General features: G+C 69.0%; 28 protein-coding genes. 13 read left to right on the forward strand and 15 right to left on the reverse strand.

Going from position 1 to position 25,435, the window contains the following annotated elements; genetic code table 11:
• The first annotated feature begins 26 nt into the window (after nucleotides 1–26).
• Entirely contained in the window at nucleotides 27–1,211 is a 1,185-nt protein-coding gene (locus tag AB0J62_RS10690) for an alanine--tRNA ligase-related protein (RefSeq protein ID WP_363867138.1), read from the forward strand.
• On the opposite strand, the gene AB0J62_RS10695 is transcribed toward AB0J62_RS10690, so the two are convergent.
• From AB0J62_RS10695 to AB0J62_RS10705, 3 genes are read right to left on the reverse strand one after another with little or no spacing between them, the layout of a single operon-like run.
• Nucleotides 1,204–2,187 carry an EamA family transporter gene (locus AB0J62_RS10695; protein ID WP_363867141.1) on the reverse strand — a complete coding sequence of 328 codons (984 nt, stop codon included), beginning with the start codon at nucleotides 2,185–2,187 and terminating at the stop codon, nucleotides 1,204–1,206. The genes AB0J62_RS10690 and AB0J62_RS10695 overlap by 8 nt on opposite strands.
• A 45-nt stretch (nucleotides 2,188–2,232) precedes the next feature.
• Nucleotides 2,233–2,904, reverse strand: a complete 672-nt coding sequence (locus AB0J62_RS10700; RefSeq protein WP_363867144.1) for a hypothetical protein — start codon at nucleotides 2,902–2,904, stop codon at nucleotides 2,233–2,235.
• Nucleotides 2,905–2,930: 26 nt separating this feature from the next.
• Entirely contained in the window at nucleotides 2,931–3,908 is a 978-nt protein-coding gene (locus AB0J62_RS10705; protein ID WP_363867147.1) for a DUF5937 family protein, read from the reverse strand.
• A 67-nt stretch (nucleotides 3,909–3,975) separates the two neighbouring features.
• On the opposite strand from AB0J62_RS10705, the gene AB0J62_RS10710 reads away from it, so the two are divergent.
• A complete protein-coding gene (locus tag AB0J62_RS10710; protein WP_363867150.1) occupies nucleotides 3,976–5,178 on the forward strand; it encodes an MFS transporter in 1,203 nt (400 codons plus the stop codon).
• On the opposite strand, the gene AB0J62_RS10715 is transcribed toward AB0J62_RS10710, so the two are convergent.
• On the reverse strand, nucleotides 5,138–5,887 hold the full coding sequence (locus tag AB0J62_RS10715) for an SDR family oxidoreductase (protein ID WP_363867153.1): 750 nt from the start codon (nucleotides 5,885–5,887) through the stop codon (nucleotides 5,138–5,140). The two genes, AB0J62_RS10710 and AB0J62_RS10715, sit on opposite strands and share 41 nt — an antisense overlap.
• 70 nt (nucleotides 5,888–5,957) lie before the next feature.
• Here AB0J62_RS10715 and AB0J62_RS10720 point away from each other — a divergent pair, with 70 nt between their 5' ends.
• Nucleotides 5,958–6,848 (forward strand): LysR family transcriptional regulator, encoded by an 891-nt coding sequence (locus AB0J62_RS10720; RefSeq protein WP_363867156.1) that lies wholly within the window; start codon nucleotides 5,958–5,960, stop codon nucleotides 6,846–6,848.
• Between the two features lie 63 nt (nucleotides 6,849–6,911).
• Here AB0J62_RS10720 and AB0J62_RS10725 read toward each other — a convergent pair whose 3' ends face one another.
• The 5 genes from AB0J62_RS10725 to AB0J62_RS10745 all read right to left on the reverse strand — a co-directional run bounded on the left by AB0J62_RS10725 (nucleotide 6,912) and on the right by AB0J62_RS10745 (nucleotide 11,033).
• Nucleotides 6,912–7,343, reverse strand: coding sequence for an STAS domain-containing protein (locus tag AB0J62_RS10725; RefSeq protein WP_363867159.1), 432 nt, complete (start codon nucleotides 7,341–7,343; stop codon nucleotides 6,912–6,914).
• Between the two features lie 92 nt (nucleotides 7,344–7,435).
• Entirely contained in the window at nucleotides 7,436–8,089 is a 654-nt protein-coding gene (locus AB0J62_RS10730; protein WP_363867162.1) for a response regulator transcription factor, read from the reverse strand.
• A complete protein-coding gene (locus AB0J62_RS10735; RefSeq protein WP_363867165.1) occupies nucleotides 8,082–9,320 on the reverse strand; it encodes a sensor histidine kinase in 1,239 nt (412 codons plus the stop codon). The genes AB0J62_RS10730 and AB0J62_RS10735 overlap by 8 nt, the downstream gene beginning before the upstream one ends.
• A 25-nt stretch (nucleotides 9,321–9,345) precedes the next feature.
• Nucleotides 9,346–10,122 (reverse strand): ABC transporter permease, encoded by a 777-nt coding sequence (locus AB0J62_RS10740; RefSeq protein WP_363867168.1) that lies wholly within the window; start codon nucleotides 10,120–10,122, stop codon nucleotides 9,346–9,348.
• Nucleotides 10,119–11,033, reverse strand: coding sequence for an ABC transporter ATP-binding protein (locus AB0J62_RS10745; RefSeq protein ID WP_363867171.1), 915 nt, complete (start codon nucleotides 11,031–11,033; stop codon nucleotides 10,119–10,121). The genes AB0J62_RS10740 and AB0J62_RS10745 overlap by 4 nt, the downstream gene beginning before the upstream one ends.
• Nucleotides 11,034–11,250: 217 nt before the next feature.
• Here AB0J62_RS10745 and AB0J62_RS10750 point away from each other — a divergent pair, with 217 nt between their 5' ends.
• Nucleotides 11,251–12,411 (forward strand): helix-turn-helix transcriptional regulator, encoded by a 1,161-nt coding sequence (locus AB0J62_RS10750; RefSeq protein WP_363867174.1) that lies wholly within the window; start codon nucleotides 11,251–11,253, stop codon nucleotides 12,409–12,411.
• A gap of 202 nt (nucleotides 12,412–12,613) precedes the next feature.
• Here the strand turns inward: AB0J62_RS10750 and AB0J62_RS10755 are convergent, their stop codons facing one another.
• Complete coding sequence (locus AB0J62_RS10755; RefSeq protein WP_363867177.1) at nucleotides 12,614–14,404, reverse strand: AMP-dependent synthetase/ligase; 1,791 nt, start codon at nucleotides 14,402–14,404, stop codon at nucleotides 12,614–12,616.
• A gap of 108 nt (nucleotides 14,405–14,512) precedes the next feature.
• Between AB0J62_RS10755 and AB0J62_RS10760 the strand changes: the two genes are divergently transcribed.
• Genes AB0J62_RS10760 through AB0J62_RS10790 form a run of 7 tightly spaced genes read left to right on the forward strand, consistent with a single transcriptional unit; the run spans nucleotide 14,513 to nucleotide 19,945 of the window.
• Nucleotides 14,513–14,944: a polyketide cyclase / dehydrase and lipid transport gene (locus AB0J62_RS10760; protein WP_363867180.1), complete on the forward strand. Its 432-nt coding sequence runs from the start codon at nucleotides 14,513–14,515 to the stop codon at nucleotides 14,942–14,944.
• A 4-nt stretch (nucleotides 14,945–14,948) separates the two neighbouring features.
• Nucleotides 14,949–15,380 (forward strand): SRPBCC family protein, encoded by a 432-nt coding sequence (locus AB0J62_RS10765; RefSeq protein WP_363867183.1) that lies wholly within the window; start codon nucleotides 14,949–14,951, stop codon nucleotides 15,378–15,380.
• Nucleotides 15,381–15,384: 4 nt separating this feature from the next.
• Nucleotides 15,385–16,704, forward strand: coding sequence for an ArsA family ATPase (locus AB0J62_RS10770; protein WP_363867186.1), 1,320 nt, complete (start codon nucleotides 15,385–15,387; stop codon nucleotides 16,702–16,704).
• On the forward strand, nucleotides 16,701–17,081 hold the full coding sequence (locus tag AB0J62_RS10775) for a hypothetical protein (RefSeq protein WP_363867189.1): 381 nt from the start codon (nucleotides 16,701–16,703) through the stop codon (nucleotides 17,079–17,081). The genes AB0J62_RS10770 and AB0J62_RS10775 overlap by 4 nt, the downstream gene beginning before the upstream one ends.
• Nucleotides 17,072–18,043: an ROK family glucokinase gene (locus AB0J62_RS10780; RefSeq protein WP_363867192.1), complete on the forward strand. Its 972-nt coding sequence runs from the start codon at nucleotides 17,072–17,074 to the stop codon at nucleotides 18,041–18,043. Before AB0J62_RS10775 ends, AB0J62_RS10780 begins: the two co-directional genes overlap by 10 nt.
• Nucleotides 18,044–18,101: 58 nt before the next feature.
• Entirely contained in the window at nucleotides 18,102–19,244 is a 1,143-nt protein-coding gene (locus AB0J62_RS10785) for an ROK family glucokinase (protein ID WP_363867195.1), read from the forward strand.
• Entirely contained in the window at nucleotides 19,241–19,945 is a 705-nt protein-coding gene (locus tag AB0J62_RS10790) for an endonuclease/exonuclease/phosphatase family protein (RefSeq protein WP_363867198.1), read from the forward strand. Before AB0J62_RS10785 ends, AB0J62_RS10790 begins: the two co-directional genes overlap by 4 nt.
• Here the strand turns inward: AB0J62_RS10790 and AB0J62_RS10795 are convergent.
• The 5 genes from AB0J62_RS10795 to AB0J62_RS10815 are packed head-to-tail and all read right to left on the reverse strand — an operon-like array spanning nucleotide 19,942 to nucleotide 23,911.
• On the reverse strand, nucleotides 19,942–20,691 hold the full coding sequence (locus AB0J62_RS10795) for an enoyl-CoA hydratase-related protein (protein ID WP_363867201.1): 750 nt from the start codon (nucleotides 20,689–20,691) through the stop codon (nucleotides 19,942–19,944). The two genes, AB0J62_RS10790 and AB0J62_RS10795, sit on opposite strands and share 4 nt — an antisense overlap.
• A gap of 17 nt (nucleotides 20,692–20,708) precedes the next feature.
• Nucleotides 20,709–21,131 (reverse strand): nuclear transport factor 2 family protein, encoded by a 423-nt coding sequence (locus AB0J62_RS10800; RefSeq protein WP_363867204.1) that lies wholly within the window; start codon nucleotides 21,129–21,131, stop codon nucleotides 20,709–20,711.
• A 26-nt stretch (nucleotides 21,132–21,157) separates the two neighbouring features.
• Nucleotides 21,158–22,387, reverse strand: a complete 1,230-nt coding sequence (locus AB0J62_RS10805) for a TIGR00300 family protein (RefSeq protein ID WP_363867207.1) — start codon at nucleotides 22,385–22,387, stop codon at nucleotides 21,158–21,160.
• 53 nt (nucleotides 22,388–22,440) lie between these two features.
• Nucleotides 22,441–23,148 carry a hypothetical protein gene (locus AB0J62_RS10810; RefSeq protein ID WP_363867210.1) on the reverse strand — a complete coding sequence of 236 codons (708 nt, stop codon included), beginning with the start codon at nucleotides 23,146–23,148 and terminating at the stop codon, nucleotides 22,441–22,443.
• Nucleotides 23,141–23,911 carry an alpha/beta fold hydrolase gene (locus tag AB0J62_RS10815; RefSeq protein WP_363867213.1) on the reverse strand — a complete coding sequence of 257 codons (771 nt, stop codon included), beginning with the start codon at nucleotides 23,909–23,911 and terminating at the stop codon, nucleotides 23,141–23,143. The genes AB0J62_RS10810 and AB0J62_RS10815 overlap by 8 nt, the downstream gene beginning before the upstream one ends.
• Before the next feature lie 325 nt (nucleotides 23,912–24,236).
• On the opposite strand from AB0J62_RS10815, the gene AB0J62_RS10820 reads away from it, so the two are divergent.
• Nucleotides 24,237–25,001, forward strand: a complete 765-nt coding sequence (locus AB0J62_RS10820) for a lysophospholipid acyltransferase family protein (protein WP_134098166.1) — start codon at nucleotides 24,237–24,239, stop codon at nucleotides 24,999–25,001.
• 35 nt (nucleotides 25,002–25,036) lie between these two features.
• On the forward strand, nucleotides 25,037–25,429 hold the full coding sequence (locus AB0J62_RS10825) for a DUF2237 domain-containing protein (protein WP_363867217.1): 393 nt from the start codon (nucleotides 25,037–25,039) through the stop codon (nucleotides 25,427–25,429).
• Nucleotides 25,430–25,435: the final 6 nt, after the last annotated feature.

Below are 25,435 nucleotides of genomic sequence, written 5' to 3' on the forward strand. Positions count from 1 at the left end.
GGTCCGATCTTGACCAAGGACCCGAAATGACCATCAGCAGGACTTTCATCGACTTCTTCATCGACCGCGACCACGTCCCGACCACCGGTTCCACGCTCATCCCGCGGCTGGGTGATCCGGTCCTCTTCACGACCTCCGGCATGCATCCGCTCACGCCGTACCTGGAAGGTGAGCCTCATCCGCTGGGGCGCAGACTCGTGGGCATCCAGCGATGCCTGCGAACCACGGATCTCGACGAGGTGGGGGATCCGACCCACCTGACCGTGTTCGAGATGCTGGGCTCGTGGTCGCTGGGCGACTACGGGAGCAGCGAGACGCTCAAGTGGGGCTACGAGCTGCTCACCACCCGCTTCGGCCTCGATCCGCGGCGGATCTACGTGACCGTGTTCGGCGGTGACGAGCAGGTGCCGCTGGACCAGGAATCGCTGCGGACCTGGCAGGAGCTCGGCCTGCCGATCGAGCTGACCACCGAGGACAACTGGTGGTCGAACGGCCCGACCGGTCCCTGCGGCCCGGACTCGGAGATCTTCGTCTGGACCGGCGACGGCGAGCCGGAAGGTACGCCGACCACGGACGACCGCTGGGTCGAGGTGTGGAACCACGTGATGATGCGCTACCGCCGCCTCGACGACGGCTCGCTCGAGCCGCTCAAGCAGCAGACCGACTGGGGTGGTGGGGCGGGGAAGGAATGCAATATCGACACCGGCCTCGGTCTCGAGCGGCTCACCATGCTGCTCGAGGGCAAGCCGTCGGTGTACGAGACCTCGCTGTTCGAGCCGTGGATGCGGACGATCCCGAAGCTGTGGAAGCTCGACGAGCGGTCGCAGCGGATCGTGATCGACCACCTGCGGTCCAGCATCGTGATCGTCGGCGACGGCGTGCACCCGTCGAACACCGGTCGCGGCTACGTGCTGCGCCGGCTGATCCGCCGGATGCTGACCACGCTGTGGCGCGACGACGACTCGCGTTCGCTGTCCGACGTGCCGATCGAACTGTTCGAGCACACGCTGAACCACTTCCACCAGGGCGAGACGGTGACGCTGATCCGGCGGATCCTGATCGACGAGGAGATCCGGTTCAGCAATCTGCTCGACCGTGGCCGGAAGGTGCTCAGCCACGAGCGGTTCCACAAGTCGCTCGACGACACCGATTACGAGTACCTGCACGAGACCCACGGCCTACCGCGGGAGTTGGTGGATTCGCTCAGATGACGGGATCCAGTACGTCGGTGCGGGGAGTGTCGGAACCAGGATCCGCGTCGGGAATTTCCGGTGACGCGACCTTCCCCACCGACGACTGGGCCACGAACGCGCCGACCAGCACGATCACCCCGCCGATGATCTGGTTGGTCCGCAGCGTCTCGCCGAGCAGGATCAACGCGAAGATGCACGCCGCCACGACCTCGACGTACGCGACCGCTCCGGCGATCGCGGCGGACAGTCGTTGTACCGCGGCCGCGCCGGCCAGGTAGGCGACGACCGTACTCACCAGGATCAGCCAGGCGGCCATCAGCCAGCCGGGTGCGTGCCGGTGGCCGATCGCGATCGTGTCGACAAGCACGTGCCACGGCGTACCCCACGGTGCGGCGATCAAGGTGAGTACGACGGCACCAACCACGCTGCCGGCCGCGGTCATCACGAGCGGATCCGCGGCGCCGGTGAGCTTGTCGATCAGGATGAAGTACGTCGCCTGGCACGCGGCTGCACCGAGCCCGGCGAGCAGGCCGATCGGGTCGATCTGCAGCCCGGTCCAGATCTCGGCCACCGTCGCGAGGCCGACGACCGCGATGCTGACGCCGATCGCGGCCGACCGCGGTACGGCGACCTTCTGCCCGAACTTCAGCCACGCGACCACCAGGATCGGGCCGGAGAACTCGAGCATCAGCGCGACCCCGACCGGCAGCCGGCTCGCAGCGAGGAAGAACAGCGTCTGGCAGCCGGCGATCCCGGTCAGACCGTAGAGAACCAGCGCCTTCCAGGACGCCCGGGCCGCGCGGAGACCGGCGCGGCCGCGGAACGCCAGCACGAGCGGGACGAGCACGACGGCGGCGCCGAGGATGCGCAGCCAGGCCGCCTGCTCCGGCGTGAACCCGGCCGCGATCAGCGCCTTGGCGAACGGTCCCGACCCGCCGAACGTGATCGCGGAGAAGATCGCGAACCCCAACCCCACCGACTTCGTGCTGTACATGCGCATAACGCTCTCATGCTCATTACAGAACTGTCGAGAGAGATCTCAGAGGACGTTCACCGCCCGGGCCGCCACCACCGCGATCGTGAGCAGCGAGATCAGTGACTGGGCGCCCATCAGCGTCTTGGTGCGTGCGGTCAGCGGCATGGTGTCGGTCGGGCTGAACGCGGTCGCCGCGGTGAGCGAGACGAACAGGTAGTCGGTGAATCCGGGCAGCCAGCGCTCCCAGCCGGGCAGGTCGACGGTCAGTTGAGGGAACAGCAGGTCGACGCGTTCCACCTTGCGCTCGTGCTCGGGTGCCCGCGCGAACGGGCCGCCGCGGTCGATCTCCCAGTACCAGATCGCGAACGCGACGACGTTGGTCACCCAGATCACGACGGCGCCCTTCACCAGCACGTCGCCGTTGTTGGCGGCCCCGTGGTTCAGGAAGTAGATCAGACCGCCTAGGTACACCGCGTTGGCGAGGACCAGCACACCGACGAGCACGAGGGCGACCCAGCGCAGCCAGGGCTCGTCCCGGGACAGGTGGAACGGGTTCATCCCCACCAGCGGCAGCAGGAGCAGCAGCCCCAGGCTCGGCAGCAACCATTGCGGCAGCACGTTGATCTGCGTCGGCACGATCACTTGCAGGATCAGAGCCGCGCACACCGCCAGGGACGCCGGCCATCGCCGGATGTGACGCATCGTCGGTGCTGGGGCTTTCTGAACCTTGTCCACCCCCGCATTCTGTCCCCGAAGCCGTGCTAACCGACGGAGGCGTCGACGACGGCCTGTCCAACCTCGGTACGTCGGTAGTGGACCTGATGGCCGGTACGGCGACGTGTGGCGAGACCCGCGTCGTACAGGGCAGACAGGTGTTCGGCAACCGTTGCCAGCGCGAGGCCGTACTGGCTGGCGAGGGCGCTGGTGGTCGCCGGCGGGTCGAGCGCGACGAGGAGGGTGGCGCGGGTGCGACCGAGGAGACGGGCCAGTGGGTCCGGGGGAGCGGGTGCGTCGGACCAGAGCCGGGCGGCGCCGCGGGCCGGGTAGACGAGAGTCGGGTGGTACGCCGGGTCCGCGACGATGACGAGGTACGGCCAGGCGAAGACTCCGGGCACGAGCAGCAGGCCCTGACCGGTGAGGTCGCGGTCCTCGGAGCGGTACCGGGTCGCGATCAGGCGGTCGTCTTCCCAGGCGAGCGTGGGGTGCAGGTCGTCGAACAGGCCGGCGAGGCCGCCGTCGGTCAACTGCTGACCGCGGTACGCGATGTCGTCCTCGAGGACGCGGCTGATCAGCGGCCAATCGGGCTTGATCAGGGTCTCCCAGGCACTCTCGATCTCGTCCGCGAGGCGTTCACGCGTGCCGGCGAGGTCCTCGAGCATCTTGTCGATCTCAGGCCCGGCGGGATTCTTCAGTTCGTCCCGCGAGCGGATCAGTTCGGTCCGCACCGTCTCGAGCGGGGTGCTGCGGACGCGGGCGATCTCGGTCGCGAACTTCGCGCGGGACGCCTTGGGCGGCGGCGTCAGGAAGTCAGGCGTGAACCCGACTCGAGGCTGCACCGCCTTCAGCCCGCTCAGCTCGAGCGAGCTCGCCGCTTCGCGGTTCGCGTCGATCCAGTCGCCGTACAGCGGCCGGTGCTTCGACCCGTTCAGCACGCGTACCGCGGACATCGTCTCCCACAGTGGCGACGCCCCGAACCGGCAGCGCAGGGCATCCGCCTGTGTGAAGCGCAGTACGGTCATGAGCGCGAACTTTCGGCCACAACCAAAACTCTACGCCGCGCGGGCGCCGGTCGTGCACTCTCTCGGCGTGAGGTCCTACGGAGCCGTTCTGAGCGTTCCCGGCATGCGGGCGGTGTTCGGCGCGCATGCAGTGTCGATGCTCGGCACGGTGGGCGCGCAGGTCGCGTTGTCGATCCTGGTCTTCGAGCGGACCGGTTCGCCGTTGCTGTCGGCGCTCGTGCTGGTGTGTTCGTTCCTGCCGTACGCCGTGGGCGGCGTGCTGTTCTCGTCCGTGGCGGACCGCTTCCCGGCCCGGCGGGTGCTGGTCGTGTGCGACTTGCTCAGTGCGGTGTGCGTCGGCGGCATGCTGGTGCCGGGGATGCCCGTCGCGGGATTGCTCGCCCTGTTGCTCGGGACCGGGCTGATCGCACCGATCTTCGCCGGAGCGCGAGCGGCCAGTCTGGCGCACCTGTTGCCGGCGGACCTGTTCCCGATCGGGAGGTCGTTGCTGCGGGCAATCAGTCAGGTGACCGTGCTGACCGGCTTCGCGCTGGGCGGCATCGCGATGGCGGCGATCGGCGCGAACTGGCTCCTTGCCCTCGACGTCGTCACGTTCGTCGCATCTGCGGTGCTCATCGGCCTCGGTACGCCGTACAGCCCGCCGGGCGATCGTCAACGCAACACGGTCCGTGACTCGTGGACCGGCCTGCAGTACCTCTTCGCGAACCGCAAGCTACGCAGGTTGATCCTGCTGACCTGGATGGCGCCCGCCTTCTCGTCCGTGCCGGACGGACTCGCGGTTGCCTACACCGCCCAGGTCGGCACCGTCGCCGCGGCGGCCGGTGCACTCTTCACCGGATACGCCGTCGGCACTGTTCTCGGCGAGCTCGTCGTCGCGCGGTTTCCCCCTTCCGCGCGGCGACGGCTCGTCGTCCCGCTCCTGCTCACCAGCCAACTGCCCGCGATCGCCTTCCTGGCCGAGCCGTCGGTCCCGGTCGCGGCCGTCCTGCTCGCGATCGCCGGCGCCGGCTACGCGTTCAACCAGGGCGTCGATCCGCTGATCCTGCAGGCGGTCGAGCCGTCGTACCGCGGCCGCCTGTTCACCGTCCAGACCAGCGGCCTGATGGCGATCCAGGGCGTCAGTATCGCCCTGGCCGGCGTGGTCGGCTCATTCCTGGCGCCGAACCTCACGATCGCCGCAGCGGGTCTCCTCGGTACGACGACCATCCTGCTCATCGCCCGTCAGGCACTCACCACGGAGCAACCTCGTCCAGTGAGCCAGGTCCTCTGAACACTCCGGTCGGTCCGTCGGCGGGGAGCATCGCCAGGGCAACCGGGACAGCGGCTCCGTCGGTCACGGTGCGCTCGCCGCGCGGGACCGAGGCCTGCGTGTTGAGGTCGGTCGGGACGAGACCCGGGGTTGCGGCGTTCACCTTGATGCCGTCGGCGCGCAGAGCGCTGGCGTAGACGAGGGTGAGCGCATTGAGCGCTGCTTTCGAGGAGCTGTACGCGAGCAGGCCTTGGGTAGCGAGGCGGCCGTCCAGTTCGGAGAGCAGGTTGACGGAGCCGAGACCACTCGACATGTTCACGATCCGTGCGTTCGGCGACTGTCGTAGCAGCGGTACGAACGCGTGGATCGCGGACACCACGCCGAACACATTCACGTCGTACGCCGTGCGCACCTGCTCCGCCGTGATGTCCGCGACCGACGTACCCCACTCGGCGACGATGCCGGCGTTGTTCACCAGCACGTCCAGCCGGCCCGAGTCCGCCTCGACCTGCTTCGCGGCAGCGTCGACCGACTCCACGTCCGTCACGTCCAGCTGCACGAACCGTACGTCGAGACCCTCGTCCTTGAGCTCCGCCGCAGCGGCCGTGCCCAGCTCCGGGTTGCGTGCCGCCAGATAGACCGTGAGCCCGCGCAGTCCGAGTTGCCGGACGATCTCGCGGCCGATGCCTTTGTTTCCGCCCGTCACCAGGGCGACCTCGTTCTGATTCATGTCCCCAGTCCAGCGCGGAACCCCCGGCCCGGACCAACACCGATCGGGTGGTCCGCCATACCCTGGAGGTATGCCGGAACCTGAGATCCGCGAACTGCGGTACTTCCGCGCGGTCGCCGAGGACCTGAACATCACCCGCGCGGCCGAGCGGCTGGGGATCGCCCAGCCGCCGCTGTCGCGGGCGATGCGCCAGCTCGAACACCGGCTGGGTGTCGAGCTGTTCGACCGGTCGGGGACGCGACTCGAGCTGACGCCGGCCGGGGAGACCTTGCTCAAGGAGTCCGGGCCGGTGCTCGACGCGCTGGATTCCGCGGTACGCCGGACGCAGCGGGCCGGTGTTTCGTCCGAGGCGCTCGTGGTGACGGCGAAGCCTGGTGTCGCCACCGAGCTGCTGCATCGCATAGTCGCCGAGTTGCGCGAGGGTGGCGAGTTGCCCGGCATCCAGATCGTGGTGAGCGGGTTCGGGGAGCAGGCGGACATGGTGCGGGACGCGCGGGCGGATGTGGCGCTGGTCAGTCGGCCGTTCGACGACACCGGCCTGGAGCTGGAGGAGCTCTATACGGAGCCTCGGGTGGCTGCGTTGCCTGCAGGACATGAGCTGGCCGCGCGTGAGGTGCTGGTGGCGGATGATCTGGCCGGGATTCCGGCGCCGCGGTGGAGCCGATCCAATGTTGCCGAGCGCAACTACTGGTCGGCGCGGCCGGAGGATCCGGTCGAGGGACCGATCGTGCAGGACTCGTCGCAGTTGCTCGAGGTGGTCGCGTTCGGGCAGGCGGTCGCGCTGGTGCCCCGGTCGATGGCCGAGCGCAACATCCGCCCGGACGTCGTCTACCGACCCGTGACCGACGTCGAGGCCTACCGGATGTTCGTGGTGTGGCCGGCCGGCAGCCGCTCGAAGGAGCTGGCGCGGTTCGTCGAGGCAGCCATCAGGCACTCGAGCGGACGACCACCGGCGCCGTAACGAGACGTCCGGGTCTGCTGATCTTCTTCGTCGCCCAGAAGCAGATCACCAACGGCATCAGGTTCAGCGGTGGTAAGTAGCTCCGACTGCGGCCGGTCGGTAGGACGGGAGAGCCTCGGCCAGGGTTGCGTAGTGGTCGAGGGGGCGGCCGCTGCGGGTGGCCCGGATCAGATCGGCGAACCATTGGCCGGCTCCGGATGCGCGGAGCCAACCGCCGTTCTCGACGGCGAGGTCGTGGGCGTCGCTGAAGATGTCGAGGGCCGCCGCTTCCATCCGGGTGACCCGGCGCAGATCGACCACGAGGCGCGGGAGCTTGGTGGTGATCACGTGGTGGAGTTCGCCGGCCAACGTCGGTAGCGCGACGACGTCGATCGCGCCGGCGACGCGGACGACCGCGCACTCGCCGACGGCACTCCAACTGCAGACGAAGGGTCCGCTCACATCAGCCGGCTGGCGGCGGGAGCGGACCACCTGAGGTTTTGGGACTGGCTTCATGCGGTTCAGGTACCCCCGCACTAATCGCATTACTCAGGACATTCCCCGGCGGCGACCGCCGGGACCAGCTCGTGGCGGACAGAGCCCTTCCGCTAACGTCCGAGGATGCCCTGTTCGTAGCCTTTGGCGACGGCCGCGGCCCGGTCGGTGACGCCGAGCTTGGTGAAGATGTGGCTGAGGTGCGTCTTCACCGTCGCCTCGCTGATGAACAGCTCGCGGGCGATGTCGCGGTTCGGCGTACCCTTCGCGACCAGCTCCAGAACCTGCCGTTCGCGCGCGGCGAGCGGACTCGGTGCCGGCGTACGGACAGCCGTCACGAGCCGGGAGGCGACAGCGGGGGAGAGCACCGTGCGACCCTCGGCCGCTTGGCGGACGGCGTTGAACAGGTCGTCCTGCGGTGCGTCCTTCAGCAGGTAACCGGTCGCCCCGGCCTCGATCGCCGGCAGCGTGTCGGTGTCGGTGTCCCAGGTGGTGAGGACAAGCACCTTCGAGCGAATGCCGCGACGGGTCAGCTCGGTGATCGCGTCGAGCCCGCCACCGCCGGGCATCCGCAGATCCATCAGGATCACGTCCGGGTCGAGGTCCGCGGCCAGCTCGACCGCCTCCACACCGTTCGAGGCCTCGCCGAGCACGGTGAAACCCGGCACTGCCTCGAACATGCCCCGCAGGCCGTTGCGGACCACCGGGTGGTCGTCGACGAGGATCAGCGAGATCCCCGGACTGGCGTCAGGCAGGTTGTCAGGCATGGGGCACCAACGGTACGCGAGCCGACACCGCCGTACCGAAGCCTGGTTCGGCTTCGACGGTGAGGGATCCGGCGATGCGTTCGGCACGGGCCCGCATGCCGTCGAGGCCGAAGCCGCCGGTGTGGGTGCGGGCGGGGAGCGACAGCGGGTCGAAGCCCTTGCCGTCGTCGCGGACGTCCAACGTGACCTCGCTGTCCATGAAGCTGAGCGTGACGCCGGCCCGGGTGGCCGCCGCATGCTTCGCGACGTTCGCCAGCGCCTCCTGGGTGATGCGGAGGATCGTCGCCGAGATCTCACCGTGCAGGTGCTGCGGTGTCCCGGTGACGGTGAACTCCGCCCGTACGTCGGTGCGCTCGGACCACTGCGCGACGATCTTCCGCAGGGCTTCGGGGAGACCGTCGTTCGACAGGCCGACCGGGGCGAGGTTGTGGACCGAACGTCGCGCCTCGCCGAGGCTGTGCCGGGCCAGGTCGGTCGCGAGGCCCACGTGGTCCTTGACCGTCGCCGGGTCGGAGGTGTTCGCGACGACCTGGAGCTGGGCGATGATGCCGGTCAGACCCTGCGCGATCGTGTCGTGGATCTCCGCGGCCAGCCGGCGACGTTCGTCCGCGATACCGGCCTCGCGGGCCTGGACCAGAAGCTGTGCCTGCAACGCGGCGTTCTCGTCGTGTGCCTGCTGGAGCTCGGCGATGGTGGCGGCGCGCGCTCGGGACCGCTGCTCCTCCTGGTCGGCGAAGTGTTTCGCGACCGTCAGCAGCGCGTTGTTCGCGATCAACAGCCCCGCGAACACCAGCCAGCGTGCGGTGTCGTGCACCGGGATGCCACTGGCCTGGGCCGCGGAGATGGGGACGGAGCAGGCGAACAGCGCGAACCGCCTGGCCCGTCGCCCGGGGATCCTCTCGTCGGCGTCGTAGTAACCCGCCGCGGCGTAGAACGCGAAGAAGCCGTTCAGCAGGGTGAGCGCGAAGCCGATCGCCCAGCGCAGTACGTAGTACGTGATCGACAACCGGCTCGGAACCGTTTGGCGCCAGCCGATCCGGCTCCAGCACAGCTCCACCACCAGAGCAGCCGCCACCAGGATCGCGGCCATGGTGCGTTGGTCGTTGAACGGCGTGATCAAGCCGGCTGTCACCAAGGCGAGGAAGGTGCTCAGGCCGAGCAGGAAGTACGGCGCCCAGCGGCGGAAGACTTCCTGCCGCCGCTCGAGAACGTCCCCAGCCGCCGTGGTCACCGGTCCAGTTTGCATGACGTGGCGATCATTCCCACCGGAACCACTTGGCGGCGGCCGCGGACAGGAGCACAGCCCAGACCGCCAGCACTCCGAGGTGGGACCAGGACGGCCAGTCGCCGGTCGCTGCCTGACCGAGTGCGCGAGCCGCGGCACCGAAGGGAGTCAGCTCGACGATCTGACGCAGTACGTGCGGCATGGACTGCACCGGCAGCCAGACGCCCGCGCAGAACATACTCGGGAAGAACACGGCGGAGCCGATCGCGGTGGCGATCTTCGCGGTGCGGGCGAGCGCGGACACCAGTGCTCCGGCCGCCAGCGCAGCGGCTGCCGCGAGGAGCAACGCCAGCGCATAGCCGGCCGCCTGCTTCGGCAGCCGGACGTCGAACGCGAGGCGGCCCACCGTCAGGCAGACCAGCGCCGACACGACCGCGGCCGCACCGTTCAGTCCCATCTGCGCGGTCAGCAACGCGGACGGCTTGACCGGGGTCGCCGACATCCGGCGCAGGATGCCGCGCTCGCGGTACCCGGTGATGATCGGCGGCATCGTCTGCAGACCGGTCACGATCAGCGCGACCAGGACGAGGATCGGCACGTAGAGGTCGATGATTCGCAGCCCGCCGAGGCCCGGGTCGACCTTGCGGAACGACGGGATGCTCCCCAGGATCACCAGCAGCAGCGGCGGGAATCCGAGGATCCAGAACAAGGTCCCTGGCTCCCGACGGAACAGCCGGGCCTCGGCCCGCAGTACGGCGGCCCGAGGTGACGTGCGGCGTATCGGCGCGGTGGTGGCGATGGCGCTCATCGGGTGGCTCCTGTGAGATCGAGGAACGCGTCGTCGAGGGTGGCATCGGTGACGCGGAGCTGGTGGGCGGTGATGCGGTGGCGGGCGAGCAGCGACAGGACGGCGGTCACGGTCTCGTCGGTGCCGCCGAGCGTGATCCGGCCGTCCTTCTCCTCGATCGACCCGAGTGCGGGCAATGCGGCCAGCTCCGCGTCGTCCAGCGGAGCCGAAGGGGTGAAGGAGATGATGGTCGATTCCGCCGTACGGCTGATCAGACCTTGCGGTGTGTCGAGCGCGGTGATCTTGCCCTTGTCGATGACCGCGATCCGGTCACACAGCCGCTGGGCTTCCTCCATGAAGTGCGTGACCAGGAGGACGGTGACGCCGCGGGCGCGGACATCCTCGACGACCTCCCAGGTGTCGCGACGAGCGCGCGGGTCGAGGCCGGTGGTCAACTCGTCGAGTACGACGACCCGCGGGTTGCCGATCAGCGCGAGCGCGATGAACAGCCGTTGCTTCTGGCCACCGCTGAGTACGCCGAACCGCGACGTCAGCTGATCCGTCAGGCCGAGCCGCTCGGCCAGCGGCCGCCAGTCAGCCGGGTGCGGGTACAGGGCGGCGTACAGCTCGAGGGCCTCGCGCACGGTGAGCTTGGCCTGCAGCTCGCTCTCCTGGAGCTGCGCGCCGAGCACCTGGGTGACGGCCGCGTGGTCTGCGACCGGGTCGAGCCCGGCGACGCGGACCAGGCCGCTGTCGGGGACGCGCAGTCCCTCGACGCATTCGACCGTGGTGGTCTTGCCGGCGCCGTTCGGGCCGAGGATCCCGAAGATCTCGCCCTCGTCGACGGTGAAGGACAGGTCGTCGACGACGGCGCGGCCGCCGTACGACTTCCGCAGGTTGCCGACTTCGACGATCGGCCCGTTCGTGGTCATACCCCGAGCTTCGCCGAGCCACCATCCCGCGAGCATCGCCCAACAAGCTCGAGCCGTGATCAGCCAAATGGCTGATCCCGCCGTACGACTACACCTGTCAGCTAGTTGACGGACCGGTCCGGATCTTCGTCAGGAGATGATCTGCCAGCTCTGCGAGACGCAGCTCAGCACAACGGCGAAGCTCGCACGCCCCTGCGGTCTGGGTGAAACTGGTGGCGTGTCGTTCGGGAGTCGTCTGCGTGAGTACCGGGATCACCGTGGTTGGTCCTTGGCCGACCTCTGCAAAGCCACGAACTACAGCCGGTCCTACCTGAGCAACATCGAGAACGGCCGCAAGGCCCCGACCGACGATCTGGCCCGGCTGTGTGACGAGGCGCTGAGGGCGAAGGGCGAGCTGATCGCCGCCGCCCGCGAGGATGTAGCGGCGAAGCTCGACCGCACCCCGTGGCAGACCGCCGAACTGGTGCAGCGGATTCAGGCCAGCGACACGACCGCACAGACGTTGGAGACGCTTCAATCCACCATCGAGGAGCTGTGCTGCCAGTACAGCTACCGCGATGCGCTTGACCTGCGCCGAGAGGCTCATGAGTGGCTGCAGCACGTCGGCGGGATGCTCCGGCGGCCGGTCGGTCTCAGGGCACATCAAGAACTACTCGTGGCCGGTGGGTGGCTCGCGCTGCTGGCCGGGTGTGTGGAGTACGACCTGGGCATGCGGTCGGCAGCCGAGGCAACGCGTACGGCGGCATTGCAACTCGGGCGAGAGGCCGGGCACCCGGAGATCGCCGGATGGGGGCACGAGATGACCGCCTGGTTCGCGCTCACACAGGGCCGGTACCAGCAGGCCATAGACGCCGCCCAACGCGGTCAGGCGATCGCGCAGTCTTCCAGCGTCCACGTGCAACTCATGGCACAGGAAGCCAAAGCCAAAGCACGACTCGGTGAAGCCGGCCTGAGTTCGCTACTTGCCTCAGGCAAAGAACTGCTCGACCGGCTGCCGTACCCGGATCGCCCCGACAATCATTTCAAGGTCGACCCGGCGAAGTGGGACTACTACGCGATGGATGTGCATCGGATCGCCGGCGACGACGATCTCGCCATCGAGTACGCCACCACTGTGATCACCGACAACACCTCTCCGGACGGAATCGAACTCAGCCCGATGCGGGTAGCCGAATCCCGGATCACGCTCGGCATCATGGCGGGCCGTGCGGGCGACCTGGAACAGGCCGTGGACCTCGGCAGGACAGGGCTCAAGAGCGGCCGCCAGTCCAAGGTCCATCTGTTGATGGTCGCCGGAGAACTCGACCGCGAACTCAGGGACCGCTTCCCCGGCGAAGGGCTCGTGACGGAGTTCGAGGAGACGCTGCGGGCGGTCTGACGAGACTCGACGCGGCAGCGAGTCCCGGGCCGATGGAAGGACGTCTCAAACGCCCTCGAGGCTTGGCCGATCGGGCGTTCCGACACGATAACGGCATGCAGGAAACTCTCGTCGACCGCTGAAGCCAGCTACCACTCTATATTCTCTTTTATCTTCTTCTTTTTATGTTTTCTTTTCTTCAGTTTTTCTTGCCTCGCCCTGCCTACTTTGCGTACAGGGCCTCGACGTCGGATTCGTGGTTCTTCATGACGATGTGGCGGCGGAGCGAGAGTTTCAGTGACAGCTCGCCGCTCTCCTGGGTCCAGTCGATCGGCAGGATCGAGAACTTCTTGATCGCCTCGGCGTGCGAGACCGAGGCGTTGGCCTCGTCGATCGCGCTCTGGAACTCGGCGATCAGGTCCGCGTCCTGGGTCAGCTCGGCCGGGTCGGTCGGCTTACCACGCTCGGTCGCCCACGGGACGATCGTCTCGGGGTCGATCGTGATCAGCGCCGCGATGAACGGCTTGCCGTCGCCGACGACCATGCACTGGGAGACCAGCGGGTGCAGGCGGATCTGGTCCTCGAGCTGCGTCGGCGAGACGTTCTTCCCGCCCGCGGTGACCAGGATCTCCTTTTTCCGGCCGGTGATCTTGATGAACCCGTCGACGTCGAACTCGCCCAGGTCGCCGGTGTGGAACCAGCCGTCGGCGTCGATCGCGGCCGCGGTCGCCTCGTCGTTCTTCCAGTAGCCCTGCATCACCTGGCCGCCCTTGAACAGCAGCTCACCGTCGTCCGCGACGGCGACCGTTACGCCGGGAAGCGGCCGGCCGACGGTGCCGATCCGGATGTCGTCGGGCAGGTTCACCGCGACGGCCGCGGTGGTTTCGGTCAGGCCGTAGCCCTCCAGGACCGGTACGCCGATCCCGCGGAAGAAGTGCCCGAGCCGGTCACCCAGCGGCGCGCCACCGGAGACGGCGTACTGCACCTGGCCGCCGAGGACCGCCCGCAGCTTGGTGTAGACGAGCCGGTCGAACAGCATGTGCTTGGCCTTCAGCCCGAACGACGCGCCGCCCTTGTCCTGCGCCTGCGAGTACGCGATCGCGGTGTCCGCGGCGGCGTCGAAGATCTTGCCCTTGCCGTCGGAGTGCGCCTTCTGGCTGGCCGAGTTGAACACCTTCTCGAACACCCGCGGCACGCTCAGGATGAACGTCGGCTTGAACGCGCCGAGGTCCTCGACCAGGTTCTTCACGTCGGCGCTGTGGCCGACCTTGACCCGCTTCATCACGCAGCCGACCTGGATGATCCGGGCGAACACGTGCGCCAGCGGCAGGAACAGCAGCGTGCTCGCGCCGGTGGTGTCGAAGAGGCCGTCGAGGATCTTCACCGCGGGGCCGAGCTCGTCGAGGAAGTTCGAGTGGCTGATCTTGCAACCCTTCGGGCGTCCCGTCGTACCGGAGGTGTAGATCAGGGTGGCCAGGTCGTCGGCGGTGACCGCGGAGCGGCGCTTGTCGAACTCGGCGTCGCTGACGTCCTGGCCGAGCGCGGTGAGCTGGTCGACAGCACCGGCCTCGATCTGCCAGACCTCCTGCAACGCCGGGGCCTCGGCCCGGGCGGACTCGACGACCGCGCCGTGGGTCGCGTTCTCGACGACCGCGACGACCGCCTCGGAGTCGGAGAGGATCCACTGGATCTGCGAGGGGGAGGAGGTTTCGTAGATCGGCACGGTGACCGAGCCGATGCTCCAGATCGCGTAGTCGATCAGGGTCCACTCGTACCGCGTCGGGCTGAGCAGGGCGACCCGCTCGCCGGGCTTCACGCCGGCCGCCATCAGGCCCTTCGCGACGCCGGTGACCTGCTGGGCGAACTCGGCGGCGGTCACGTCCTGCCAGCCGCCGCCTGCCACCCGCCGGCTGAAGACCGCGGTGTCAGGATGGGAGGACGCGTTCGCCCACACCGGATCGCTCAGGCTCCCGCTGGCGGGCTCGGTCACAGCAGGAACGGTGTACTCACGCATCCGTGTCGTCTCCTAGTCGGTCACGAATTGTCGACTTCCGGCGCACGCTACAGTCACCTACCCACAAGTAGCCACCTTTATGTGACCCAAGGAACTAGGTTCGAAGCCATGCCCACGCTCGACATCAGTTGCGACGACCTGGTCGTTGCTGATCCAGCCTACGTCGCCGAGCGACTCGGTTCGGACACCCTCTGGCGCGAATGGTGGCCGGACCTGACCCTGACACCGTCCGAGCGCCGCGGCGCCGAGGGGGTCCGCTGGGCCGTCACCGGAGCAGCCATCGGTACGGCGGAGTGGTGGCTGGAACCGGTCCGCGACGGCGTCGTCGTGCACTGGTACCTGCGTGTCGACCCAATCCGGCCGGTCCGCGGCCGCGCCCTCGAACGGCTCAAGGAGCGGTACGTCGCGACGTACCGGGAGCACCTGTGGCGGTTCAAGGACGAAGCCGAAGCGGGCCGCGCGGCGGGCGAACGACGTACCTCGTCCGATCCCGCGATAGTCTCCGTTGAGGACACTGAGACCCGACCGGCGAAGAGGTGAATCGATGGCGGAACAGACCACCTCGACCATCCAGGTGAACGCGAGCCCCAAAGAAATCATGGCGGTGATCGCGGACTTCGCGGCATACCCGGAATGGGCCGACTCGATGCGGGAGACCGAGGTGCTGTCCACCGACGAGGCCGGTCGGCCGAACAAGGTCCGTTTCAAGGTCGACGCCGGCGCGATCTCCGACGAGTACACGCTGGCCTACGTCTGGTCCCGCAACGAGGTGACCTGGACGCTGGTCGAGGCCAAGATGGTGAAGGGGATGGACGGCGCCTATATACTGCGCGATCTCGGCGCGGAAGGCACTGAGGTGACCTACCGGCTGGCTGTCGACGTGGCGATCCCGATGATCGGCATGCTCAAGCGGAAGGCCGAGAAGGTCATCATCGACACCGCCCTGAAGGGCCTCAAGAAGCGCGTCGAGTCCTGATCCAGTGACTCGGGTTCTGCTGTATACGGGTAAGGGCGGCGTGGGCAAGACCACGTCCGCCGCGGGAACCGCCACGCTCGCCGCACTGCGCGGGCTGCGGACGCTGGTGCTGTCGACGGATGCCGCGCACTCGCTGTCGGACGCGTTCGACTCCGAGGTCGGCCCGGAGCCGACGGAGATCGACGATCTGCTGTTCGTCCAGCAGATCGACGCGCAGCGCAAGTTCGAGCGGTCCTGGGGTGACATCCAGGCCTATCTGCGCTCGGTGCTGCACATGGTCGGCGTCGACCCGATCGAGGCCGAGGAGCTGACCGTGCTGCCGGGCGCCGAGGAGGTGCTCGCGCTGCTCGAGGTGCGCGACCACGTCCGGTCCGGCCGCTGGGACGTGATCGTCGTCGACTGTGCGCCGACCGCGGAGACGCTGCGCCTGCTCGCGCTGCCCGAGGCGCTGAACTGGTACATGGACCGGATCTTCAACGCCGAGCGCAAGATGATGCGGACGTTCCGACCGTTCCTGAGCCGCGGGTCGGGCCTGCCGGTGCCGGACGACAACGTCTTCGATGCGTTGCGCCGGTTGCAGAGCGACCTGTCGGACATCCGCACGCTGCTGGCCGGTCCGGATGCCTCGGTGCGGCTGGTGCTGACGCCGGAGGCGGTCGTGGTCGCCGAGGCGCGGCGGTCCCTGACGAGGCTCTCGCTGTACGGGTACCGCGTGGACGGGGTCGTGGCCAACCGCGTCTTCCCGGCCGCCGGCGCGGACACCTGGCGGCGGCAGTGGGTCGCTGCGCAGCGGGGGATCCTGGAGGAGGTCGCCGACTCGTTCCGGCCGCTGCCGATCTGGGAGTCGCCGTACCGGGTGTGTGAGCCGGTGGGCGTCGAGGAGCTGGCCGCGTTCGCGGTGGAGATGTACGGCGGGGACGACCCGTTCGCCCGGGCCACCGACGAGACATCGTTGTGGGTGGATCGGCATATCGACACCGACGGACGCACCTACACGCTGACGATGCCGTTGCCCTTGGCATCGGCCAGCGAGCTGGAGCTGGCCCGGCACGGTGACGAGCTGATCATCACTGTGGGGTCGTACCGTCGGGTCCTGCCGTTGCCGGCGGCGCTGGCGCGTGGAGTGGTCGCTGGTGCCCGCCTCGACGAGGGGCGGCTGCAGGTGCGGTTCGCGCCGCGGGAGAGTGCGCGGCCGGTCGCCCCGGCCGAGGTCCCCAGCGGATCGGGCCCGTTGGAGTCGGCGCAGGAGCTGGCCCAGGGGCTGACAGCGGAGTACCACGAGCAGCTGGCTCGACGTACGGCTGCGATCGGGGAGGGCTTGTGAGTAAGGAGCCGGTCGGCTCGGTCGCGGAGGAGGCGGCCAAGCTCTTCGCCGTACTGCAGGACGCCGCCGGCACTCATCCGGTCGAGGAAGACAAACACGAGCACAAGCTCGGGCCTGACTGCGTGTGGTGTCCGGTGTGTCAGCTGATCCACCGGGTGCGCAACACCAGCCCGGAGACGATCGAGCAGCTGTCGACGGCGGCCGCGCATGTGCTGGGCTCGTTGAGATCTCTGCTGGAGGCCGCCGCGGACGCGGCCCGGCAGGCGCGGGAGGACGCAGCGTCGCGGCCGAAGAGCTCCGCGCAGCCCGAGGAGGAACCGGCCCCGCCCAAGGTGGACCGGATCGACGTGAGCGAGGACCCCGAACCATGGGATTGACGATCGGCATCGATGTCGGCGGTACGAAGATCGCGGCCGGCGTGGTCGACGAGTACGGCACGATCGGGGCCCGCACGCATCGCGAGACCCCGGCGGACTCCGTCGACGGGACCGAGGCGGCGATCTGCGACGCGGCCGCCGAGCTGATCGCCGGGCACGAGATCGAGGGGGTCGGGATCGGCGCCGCCGGGTTCGTCTCGTCGGACCGGTCGACCGTGCTGTTCGCGCCGAACCTGGCCTGGCGGGACGAGCCGCTCGGTGCGCGGGTGTCGGAGACGCTGAAGATCCCGGTGGTCGTCGAGAACGACGCGAACGCCGCCGCCTGGGGCGAGTTCGCGTTCGGCGCGGCGAAGGACGTCGAGCACATGCTCTGCATCACGGTCGGCACCGGCATCGGCGGCGCTGTGGTGAGCGATGGCGAGATGCTCCGCGGCGCTCACGGCGTCGCGGCCGAGCTCGGCCACATGCGCGTCGTACCCGGTGGGCATCGGTGCGGGTGCGGCTCGCGCGGATGCCTGGAGCAGTACGCGTCCGGGCGGGCACTGGTGCGTGAGGGGCGGGCGCAGGCCGAGTCGGGGTCGATCGCGGCGGCGCAGATGCTGAGCGTGTGCGGGATCACCGACCCGGCGGAGCTGACCGGGCCGATGATTACCGAGGCGGCGATGGCCGGCGACCCGTGTGCGGTGGAGCTGCTCGAGGACCTGGGCCGCTGGCTCGGCGAGGGCCTGGCGAGCCTCGCGACGATGTTCGACCCGACGCTGATCGTGATCGGCGGCGGCGTGAGCGCGGCGCGGGACCTGCTGATGAAGTCCGCCGAGGTCGCGTTCGAGAAGGTCCTCCCGGCCAAGTCGAACCGCCCCCATCCCACCTTCACCCTGGCCCAACTGGGCAACGACGCCGGCCTGATCGGCGCCGCCGACCTGGCCCGCCGGCCGGCTCCTGTCCAGGCTGCTGCTCGGTGATCTGGGATACTGGAAGCGGACCGGCGGGGGTCGGGGGTACCGCGAGGAAGGTCGAACCTTGGCTCTGACGCAGGCTTTGACGATCGGGATCGATATCGGCGGGACGAAGGTCGCCGCCGGGGTGGTCGACCCGGAGGCCAACATCCTGGACCGGGTGCGGCGGGACACGCCGACCACCGACCCGAAGGAGACCGAGAACGCGATCGCCGAGATCGTGCACGACCTGGAGTCGCGGCACGACGTGATCGCGGTCGGGATCGGCGCGGCCGGGTTCGTCGACGTGACCCGGTCCTCGGTGTTGTTCGCGCCGCACCTCGCCTGGCGGCACGAGCCGCTGCGGGACGCGGTCGAGCGCCGGCTCGGCCTGCCGGTCGTGGTGGAGAACGACGCCAACGCGGCCGCCTGGTCCGAGTGGCGCTTCGGCGGCGGGCAGGGCGAGAGCCACCTGGTCTGCGTCACGCTCGGCACCGGCATCGGCGGCGCGATCCTCAACGACGGCTCCCTGCAGCGCGGGAAGTTCGGCATCGCCGGCGAGTTCGGCCACATGCAGGTCGTCCCCGGCGGCCACCGCTGCGAGTGCGGCAACCGCGGGTGCTGGGAGCAGTACGCGTCCGGCAACGCGCTCACCCGTGAGGCCCGCGAGCTGGCGAGGTCCGGCTCGCCGGTCGCGCACAACCTGCTGCGTGCGGCCGGCGGCGACCCGGGCAAGATCAACGGCCCGATGGTGACCGAGCTGGCCAAGGACGGCGACCCGGTCGCGGTCGAGCTGCTCGAGGACGTCGGCCGCTGGCTCGGCATCGGCCTGGCCAACCTGGCCGCCGCGCTCGACCCCGGCACGTTCGTGATCGGCGGCGGCGTGTCCGACGCGGGCGAGCTGCTGCTTGCGCCGGCCCGCGAGGCGTTCAAGCGCACGCTGACCGGCCGCGGCTTCCGCCCGGAGGCCAGGATCGTCCGCGCGGTGCTCGGCCCGGAGGCCGGGCTGGTCGGTGCGGCCGACCTGGCTCGCGAAGAGGCGACCTGGTTGCGACGGGTCCGCGTCAAGACGACCGCGGTCACCGCGAAGACGGCCGCCGCACGCGGACGCTCGACCCGGTTGGAGCGGGCCGCCCGCAAGTCGGCGGCCCGGCGTACCGGAATGCGCGCCGCGGCTACCGAGACCGAGCTGCACCCGGCTGACATGAACGGCGACAACGAGGCATGAGCGACAGGCCGCCTGCAGAGGCGGTACTGCGAGTGCTGTCGTACAACGTGCACCGCTGGGGCGACGACCGTACGGCGCTCGCCAGGGTGGTGAAGGCGTGCGCGCCGGACGTGATGCTGGTGCAGGAGGCGCCGACCTGGTTCGGCACCCGGCGCAAGCGACGCGAGATGGCCGCGACCTTCGGCCTGCGGTACGTCGCGGCGTCGGCCCGCAACGCGATCCTGGTTGCCGACGGCATCCACCTGACCGGCATCCGCGGCCGGCGGATCCGGCGCCCGTTCGTCCGCCGCCGCCTGAACCTCGTCGCCACCCAGCTCCCCGGCGGCGCGGTCGGCGGCGTACTCCTCCTGGGCTCGACCCGCCTCGCGGTCGTCGTCTGCCACCTCGGCCTGCATCCCCGTGGCCGGGTCCACGAGATAGCTCAGGTCCTGGCCTTGTGCCGGTCCTTCGGCACCCCCTACCTCCTCGCCGGCGACATCAACGAAGAACCCGACGGCCCGGTGTGGAAACACCTCGCCGAAGAAGGCCTCCTCGACCTGAACGCCGGCCCCACCTTCGACTCGACCACACCCCACAAACGCATCGACGCCGCCGAACTCTCACCCCAACTCAACGGCCGCCTCCGCCACATCCCCGCCACCCGCGAAGACCTGTCCGCAGCCTCCGACCACTTACCACTCCTGGTGGAGCTCAAGCCCTAGCTCTTGCGCCGGTTGAGGAAGGCGCGCATGGCGTCCTGGGCTGCGGGGGAGCCGAAGAGGCTGGCTGACAGCTCGGCGAGGTCCTTGCCGTGGGCATCGATGTTGGCGAGGAGGTCGCGGTTGAGGAGCTTCTTCGTCTCCCGTAGACCCTGTGGGACGCCCTTCAGCAGGGCGTCGAGCACCGTGTCGACGGCCGCGTCCAGGTCGGCGTCCGGCACCGTCAGCGTGAGCAGCCCGAGCCGAGCCGCCTCCAGCGCGTCGAACCCGTTGCCAGTCAGGAAGGTGTACGCCGCCGCGCGGTCCGTCAGCCGGGGGATGACCGTGAGCGAGATCGTCGCCGCCGCGAGCCCCAGGCGTACTTCGGTCAACGCGAACGTCGCGCTCTCCCCGGCGATGCTGATGTCGGCCGCCGCGACGATGCCGGTCCCACCCGCCCGCACCGGCCCGGCCACCCGCGCGACCACCGGCTTCGGGTTCGCCACGATCGCGCGCTGTACGTCGACCATCCGCTGCGCCCCGACGCCCATGCCCACGGTCGTCGCCTCGGACATGTCGGCCCCGGAACAGAACACGTCCAACGCCGACCGGATCACGATCGCCCGCACCAGCTCGTCCGCCCCCGCCGCCTCCAGCTGCTCGAGCAACTCGCCCGTCAACTGCTGCGACAACGCGTTCTTGTTCTGCGGCGAGTCCAGCGTGATCGTCGCAACGCCGTCAGCCACGTCCAGGTGCACGAGTTCGGTCATGGCGCCATCCAACACCGTCACGGGCCGGAGGGGGAGGCCTTCGGGTTGAGGGGGTCGGCGTGGCGGTGGGTGATTTTCCACTCATCGTTCTCGGCGCGGAACACCATCGTGGCCCGGAGCACGTGCGGAACCGGCTCGGGCTGAGTGATGTGGTGCACCGTGCACCGCTCGATCGCGACCGTGTACGCCGTGTCCGCGCCGACGTGTTTCTCGAGGTACTCGAACTCGACCTTCGCGCCGGTGTCGCGGAACTGTGCCGACGCCCACTCGTACCGCGGCCCGATCTGCGTCCAGCCGACCTCGTGGCCGCCGAAGCCGCCGAAGATCGAGCTCTGCTCGCTGTGGGACACCAGCGGCATCCACAACGACGGGTCCCCGTTGACGAAGGCGGTGTTGGCCTCCTCGAACCGGCGCAGGAACGATTCGAAGTCTTCAATCACCGCCCCAGTCTCGCCCCTGGACAGGGTCACTTGCTGTCGGCGTACTCCGGGGACAGCTCGCGGGCCAGGTGCTCGATGAACAGGCCGACGTCGGTGACGATGCCGCGCGCCTGCGACGAACCGCGGTCGGCGAGCTTGGTCACCGTCGCCGGGTTGATGTCCACGCAGGTCAGCGGGATCGACGCGGGCAAGATGTTGCCGGTGGCAACCGAGTGCAGCATGGTTGCCGCCATCAGGCAGTACCCGACGCCGTCCAGCTCGGCCCGCATCGCGCGCTGTCCCTCGAGTACGTCGGTGTAGACGTCCGGCAGCGGCCCGTCGTCGCGCACCGACCCGACCAGCACGAACTTCCCGCCCGTCTTCACCAGGGCGTGCATCACGCCCGAGGTGAGGACGCCCTGCTCGACCGCGGCCTTGATCGAACCCGCCTTGCGGATCGTGTTGATCGCGCGGATGTGGTGCTCGTGCCCGTGCTCGACCCCCCGTCCGCGGGCGAGGTCGACGCCGAGCGACGTCCCGTAGAGCGAGGACTCGATGTCGTGCGTCGCGAGCGCGTTGCCGGCGAACAGCACGTCGACGTACCCGGCCTCGACGATCGCGACCATCGCCGGCGCGGCGCCGGTGTGCACGATGCCGGGGCCGCCGACCCACAGCACCTTCTGCCCGTTGGCCTTCGCCTCGCGCATACCGTCCGCGACCTGCTTGACCAGGACCCGCTGCGGCTTCTCCGACGACACGTCCGACTCCATGAAGCCGAACCCCTCCTCGGTGTTCACCACGATCGGGGGAGTGACCCGCACGCCCTGCGCGCTGGTGATGATCTTCATCCCCGCGCGTACGTCGGACATCGGGATCGTCCGTACTGCGTCGCCCTCGACGAGCAGACCGCAGTCCATCTCGGGGTTCTGCACCGGGACCCAGTGCCCGCCGAGCCGCACGCTCGTGGGGAGGTTCGTGGTCGAGTAGAACCCGTCCGGGAACACGCCGTCCTGCGAGACCTCGGTGATCTCCGGCGTACCGGGGTCGACCAGGTTCGCGCCCTTGGTCTGGATCCGCATCAGCAGCCGCTGCAGCGACTCCTCGTCCTCCGCGCCGACCGTCATCCGGACCGTGGACGGGTCGTCCTTGTCGTAGCCGAGGTCGAACTTGTCCAGCGTGTACTCACCGCCGTACCCGCGGATGTCGTCGAGGACGCGGGACAGCAACCCGGAGTCCATCAGGTGGCCGGTGATCTCGACCGTCTCGGTGACCTGCACGGGTGTGCCCTCCCTCGCGATTCGTCGGATTGTCCGACGATCCGCATGCTAGCTCAGACGACCGCCCCGTCGTCGCCCCCGTCACCTGGTGGAAGGCGGTCCTTCATCCGGAGCACCAGTGTCAGGAAGCCGCCGATGAAGCCCGCGACCGCGAGCGTGGTGATCCGGCCGGTGCCGAAGTCGAGGACGGCGGCCGCGATCAGCAGCAACGGACCGCCGAGCAGCCCGAGCCAGGCGAGCCGGGTGATCCAATCCAGTCGCGGGCCGCGCGGCGGCTCCGGCGGGACGAAGTGGTCGTGCGGATCGTCGTCCTTGCGCTTCGGCTTGGTGTCCTCGTCGTCATTGGCGGCAGGGGTGTCCTCGACGGTCAGCCCGGTCGGCACGTCGATCAGCGGCTCGTACTTGTCGTCGACGTCCTCGCTCGCCGGCCACCGCGGCACCGGATCCTCGCCGCCGTCGTGCCCCGGCGCGGACGGCTGGCTGAATTGCTGGACCAGCGACTCCCACTCCGCGTCCTCGGTACTGCGGTCGATCACCGGGCGGGCCTCGTCCACCGCCGCGGCGTCGACGAAGATCTCGTCGTACCCGACCGGAATGCGGACCGATTCCTCGGCCTCCTCCGGCGTCCGGGCCTCACTCTGGTTCTCGCAGTACGCCGCGATCCCGGCCGCGGCGAGCGCGTCCAGCACCGGCTCGGCGACCAACGGGTCGATCCCCCCGAGCGACGTGTACGACGCCGCGCTCAGTCCGTTGTCACGCATCGCTGTTACCGCTCAGCCGCTTGATGAAGGCTGATGAGTCCGCGAAGATCCGCGGGGCGTCGTTGTCCAGGGTTGCCACGTGATAGCTGTTCTCGAGCAGGGTTTCGGTCACGTCGCGGGACGAGATCGAGGACAGCACCGTCCGCCCCGAGCTCGGTTCCACCACATGATCGACAGTACTGCGGAACAACAGCACCGGCTGCGTGACTTCGGCCAAATCATCGCGGGTGAGCTTCCAGAGCTGCGACAGCGAACGCAGCGCGCGCAGCGGCATCCGGTCGTACGCGCCCTCGTCGACGTCCGGTTTCTTGATGTCGTTCGAGATGCCGGGGAACGCCGGCACCAGCTTGGCCAGCACCGGCAGCAGCGCCAGCCGCTTGTCGTCGGTGCGCACCGACGGGTTGATCAGGATCAGACCGGATACGTCCGTCCCGTGCTGCTCGGCCAGCCGCAGGACGAGACAGCCGCCCATCGACAGTCCGACCAGGAAGACCTGGTCGTGCTCCTTACGCAGGCGCTCCAGCTCGTTGTCGAGTACGGCGTACCAGTCGGGCCAGCCGGTCTTGTTCATCTCCTGCCAGCTGGTCCCGTGGCCGGGCAGGCGCGGCACGGCCACGCCGTACCCCTCGGTAGCGAGGTGCTCGGCGAAGGGCAGCATCGACTTCGGTGAGCCGGTGAACCCGTGGCTGAGCAGGACTCCGACGGCCGCGTTCGCCCCGCTTCCGGGACTGCGAAACTCCTCCGCGTGGGCTTGCACTGGCACGCTCGACTCCTCGCCGTTCCGTTCCTCACAGACGCCCGGACCGGAGACCGGCCAAGGCGCCACCCAATCGTCGCATCTGGGCTGCGTCCAGTCTGCATCCAGGTGACAACACGGTGAGCAACACCCACATTCCTGGCGGTGACATTGCCTGAGGGGGAAGCTGGAACGTAGTGTCCGCACCGGGACGGTCTGTGCGCCGAGAATGTCGCCTGGCCGCCACCGGCGGGCACTGGTGCCGGAAGAGGGTACGGCCGACGATGGGTTCGGTGAGCGTTGTCGGGTGATGCGAGTCGGTGTGTCGGGCGAGTGACGGAGGTCGAGGCGGATGCTGTACCTGTTCCTGAGACGGTTCCTGGTCGCACCACTGGTCAAGCTGCTCTTCCGGCCGAAGGTGACCGGCGTGGAGCACGTGCCGACCACCGGACCGGCGCTGCTGGTCAGTAATCACCTGGCGTTCTGCGACTCGATCTTCCTTCCGGTGTCGGTGCCGCGGCAGATCGTCTTCCCGGCCAAATCGGAGTACTTCACCGGTCCAGGCCTGAAAGGCAAACTGGTCGCCACGTTCTTCCGGTCGGTAGGCCAGATCCCGATCGACCGGTCCGGCGGGCGCGCCTCGCTGGCCGCGCTGAACACCGGGCTGCGCATCCTCGAGGAGGGCGGCCTGTTCGGGATCTACCCCGAGGGCACCCGCTCGCCCGACGGCAGGCTGTACAAGGGCAAGACCGGCGTCGCGCGGATGGCGATCGTGGCCGGTGTCCCGGTGATCCCGGTCGCGATGATCGACACCGAGAAGCTGCAGCCGCCGGGCAAGATCCGGCCGAACTTCTTCTACCGCGAGAAGGGCCGGCTGCTGCCGCGCCTGGTCCGCCCGGGCGTCGCGTTCGGCAAGCCGCTGGACTTCTCCCGGTACGAGGGCATGGAGCGCGACCGCTTCGTCCTGCGCTCGGTCACCGACGAGATCATGTACGCGCTGATGGAGCTGTCCGGCCAGGAGTACGTCGACATGTACGCCGACAAGGCCAAGGAGCTGATCAAAGCCGGCGAATCGGTCGACGAGCACCTGCGACTCGGCGACACCAAGGCGAGCTGACCCGGTTAGAGGCCGGTCCGGGCGAGGATGTCGCCATGGACAGCGACCTGAACGTCTTGGGCGGACCGCTGGAGGAGTGCGGGACCGACCCGGTCACCGGCTTCTACCGCGACGGCTGCTGCACGAGCGGCCCCGAAGATCTCGGCAGTCACACCGTCTGCGCGGTGATGACCGCGGACTTCCTCGCCCACCAGTCCTCGGTCGGGAACGACCTGATCACACCCCGCCCCGAGTACAACTTCCCCGGCCTCGAGCCGGGCGACCGCTGGTGTGTGGTCGCTGCCCGCTGGCTCCAGGCGTACCACGCCGGCGCTGCGGCTCCCGTCGTACTGGCCTCGACGCACGCCCGCACCCTCGACACGATCCCGCTCACCGTCCTGCGCGAGCACGCCGTCGACGTACCCTCCGATCCGGGCTCCCTGACCTGAGACGGT

The sequence above is a fragment of the Kribbella sp. NPDC049584 genome, assembly GCF_040675555.1.
In the GTDB taxonomy this organism is placed as follows: Bacteria; Actinomycetota; Actinomycetes; order Propionibacteriales; family Kribbellaceae; genus Kribbella.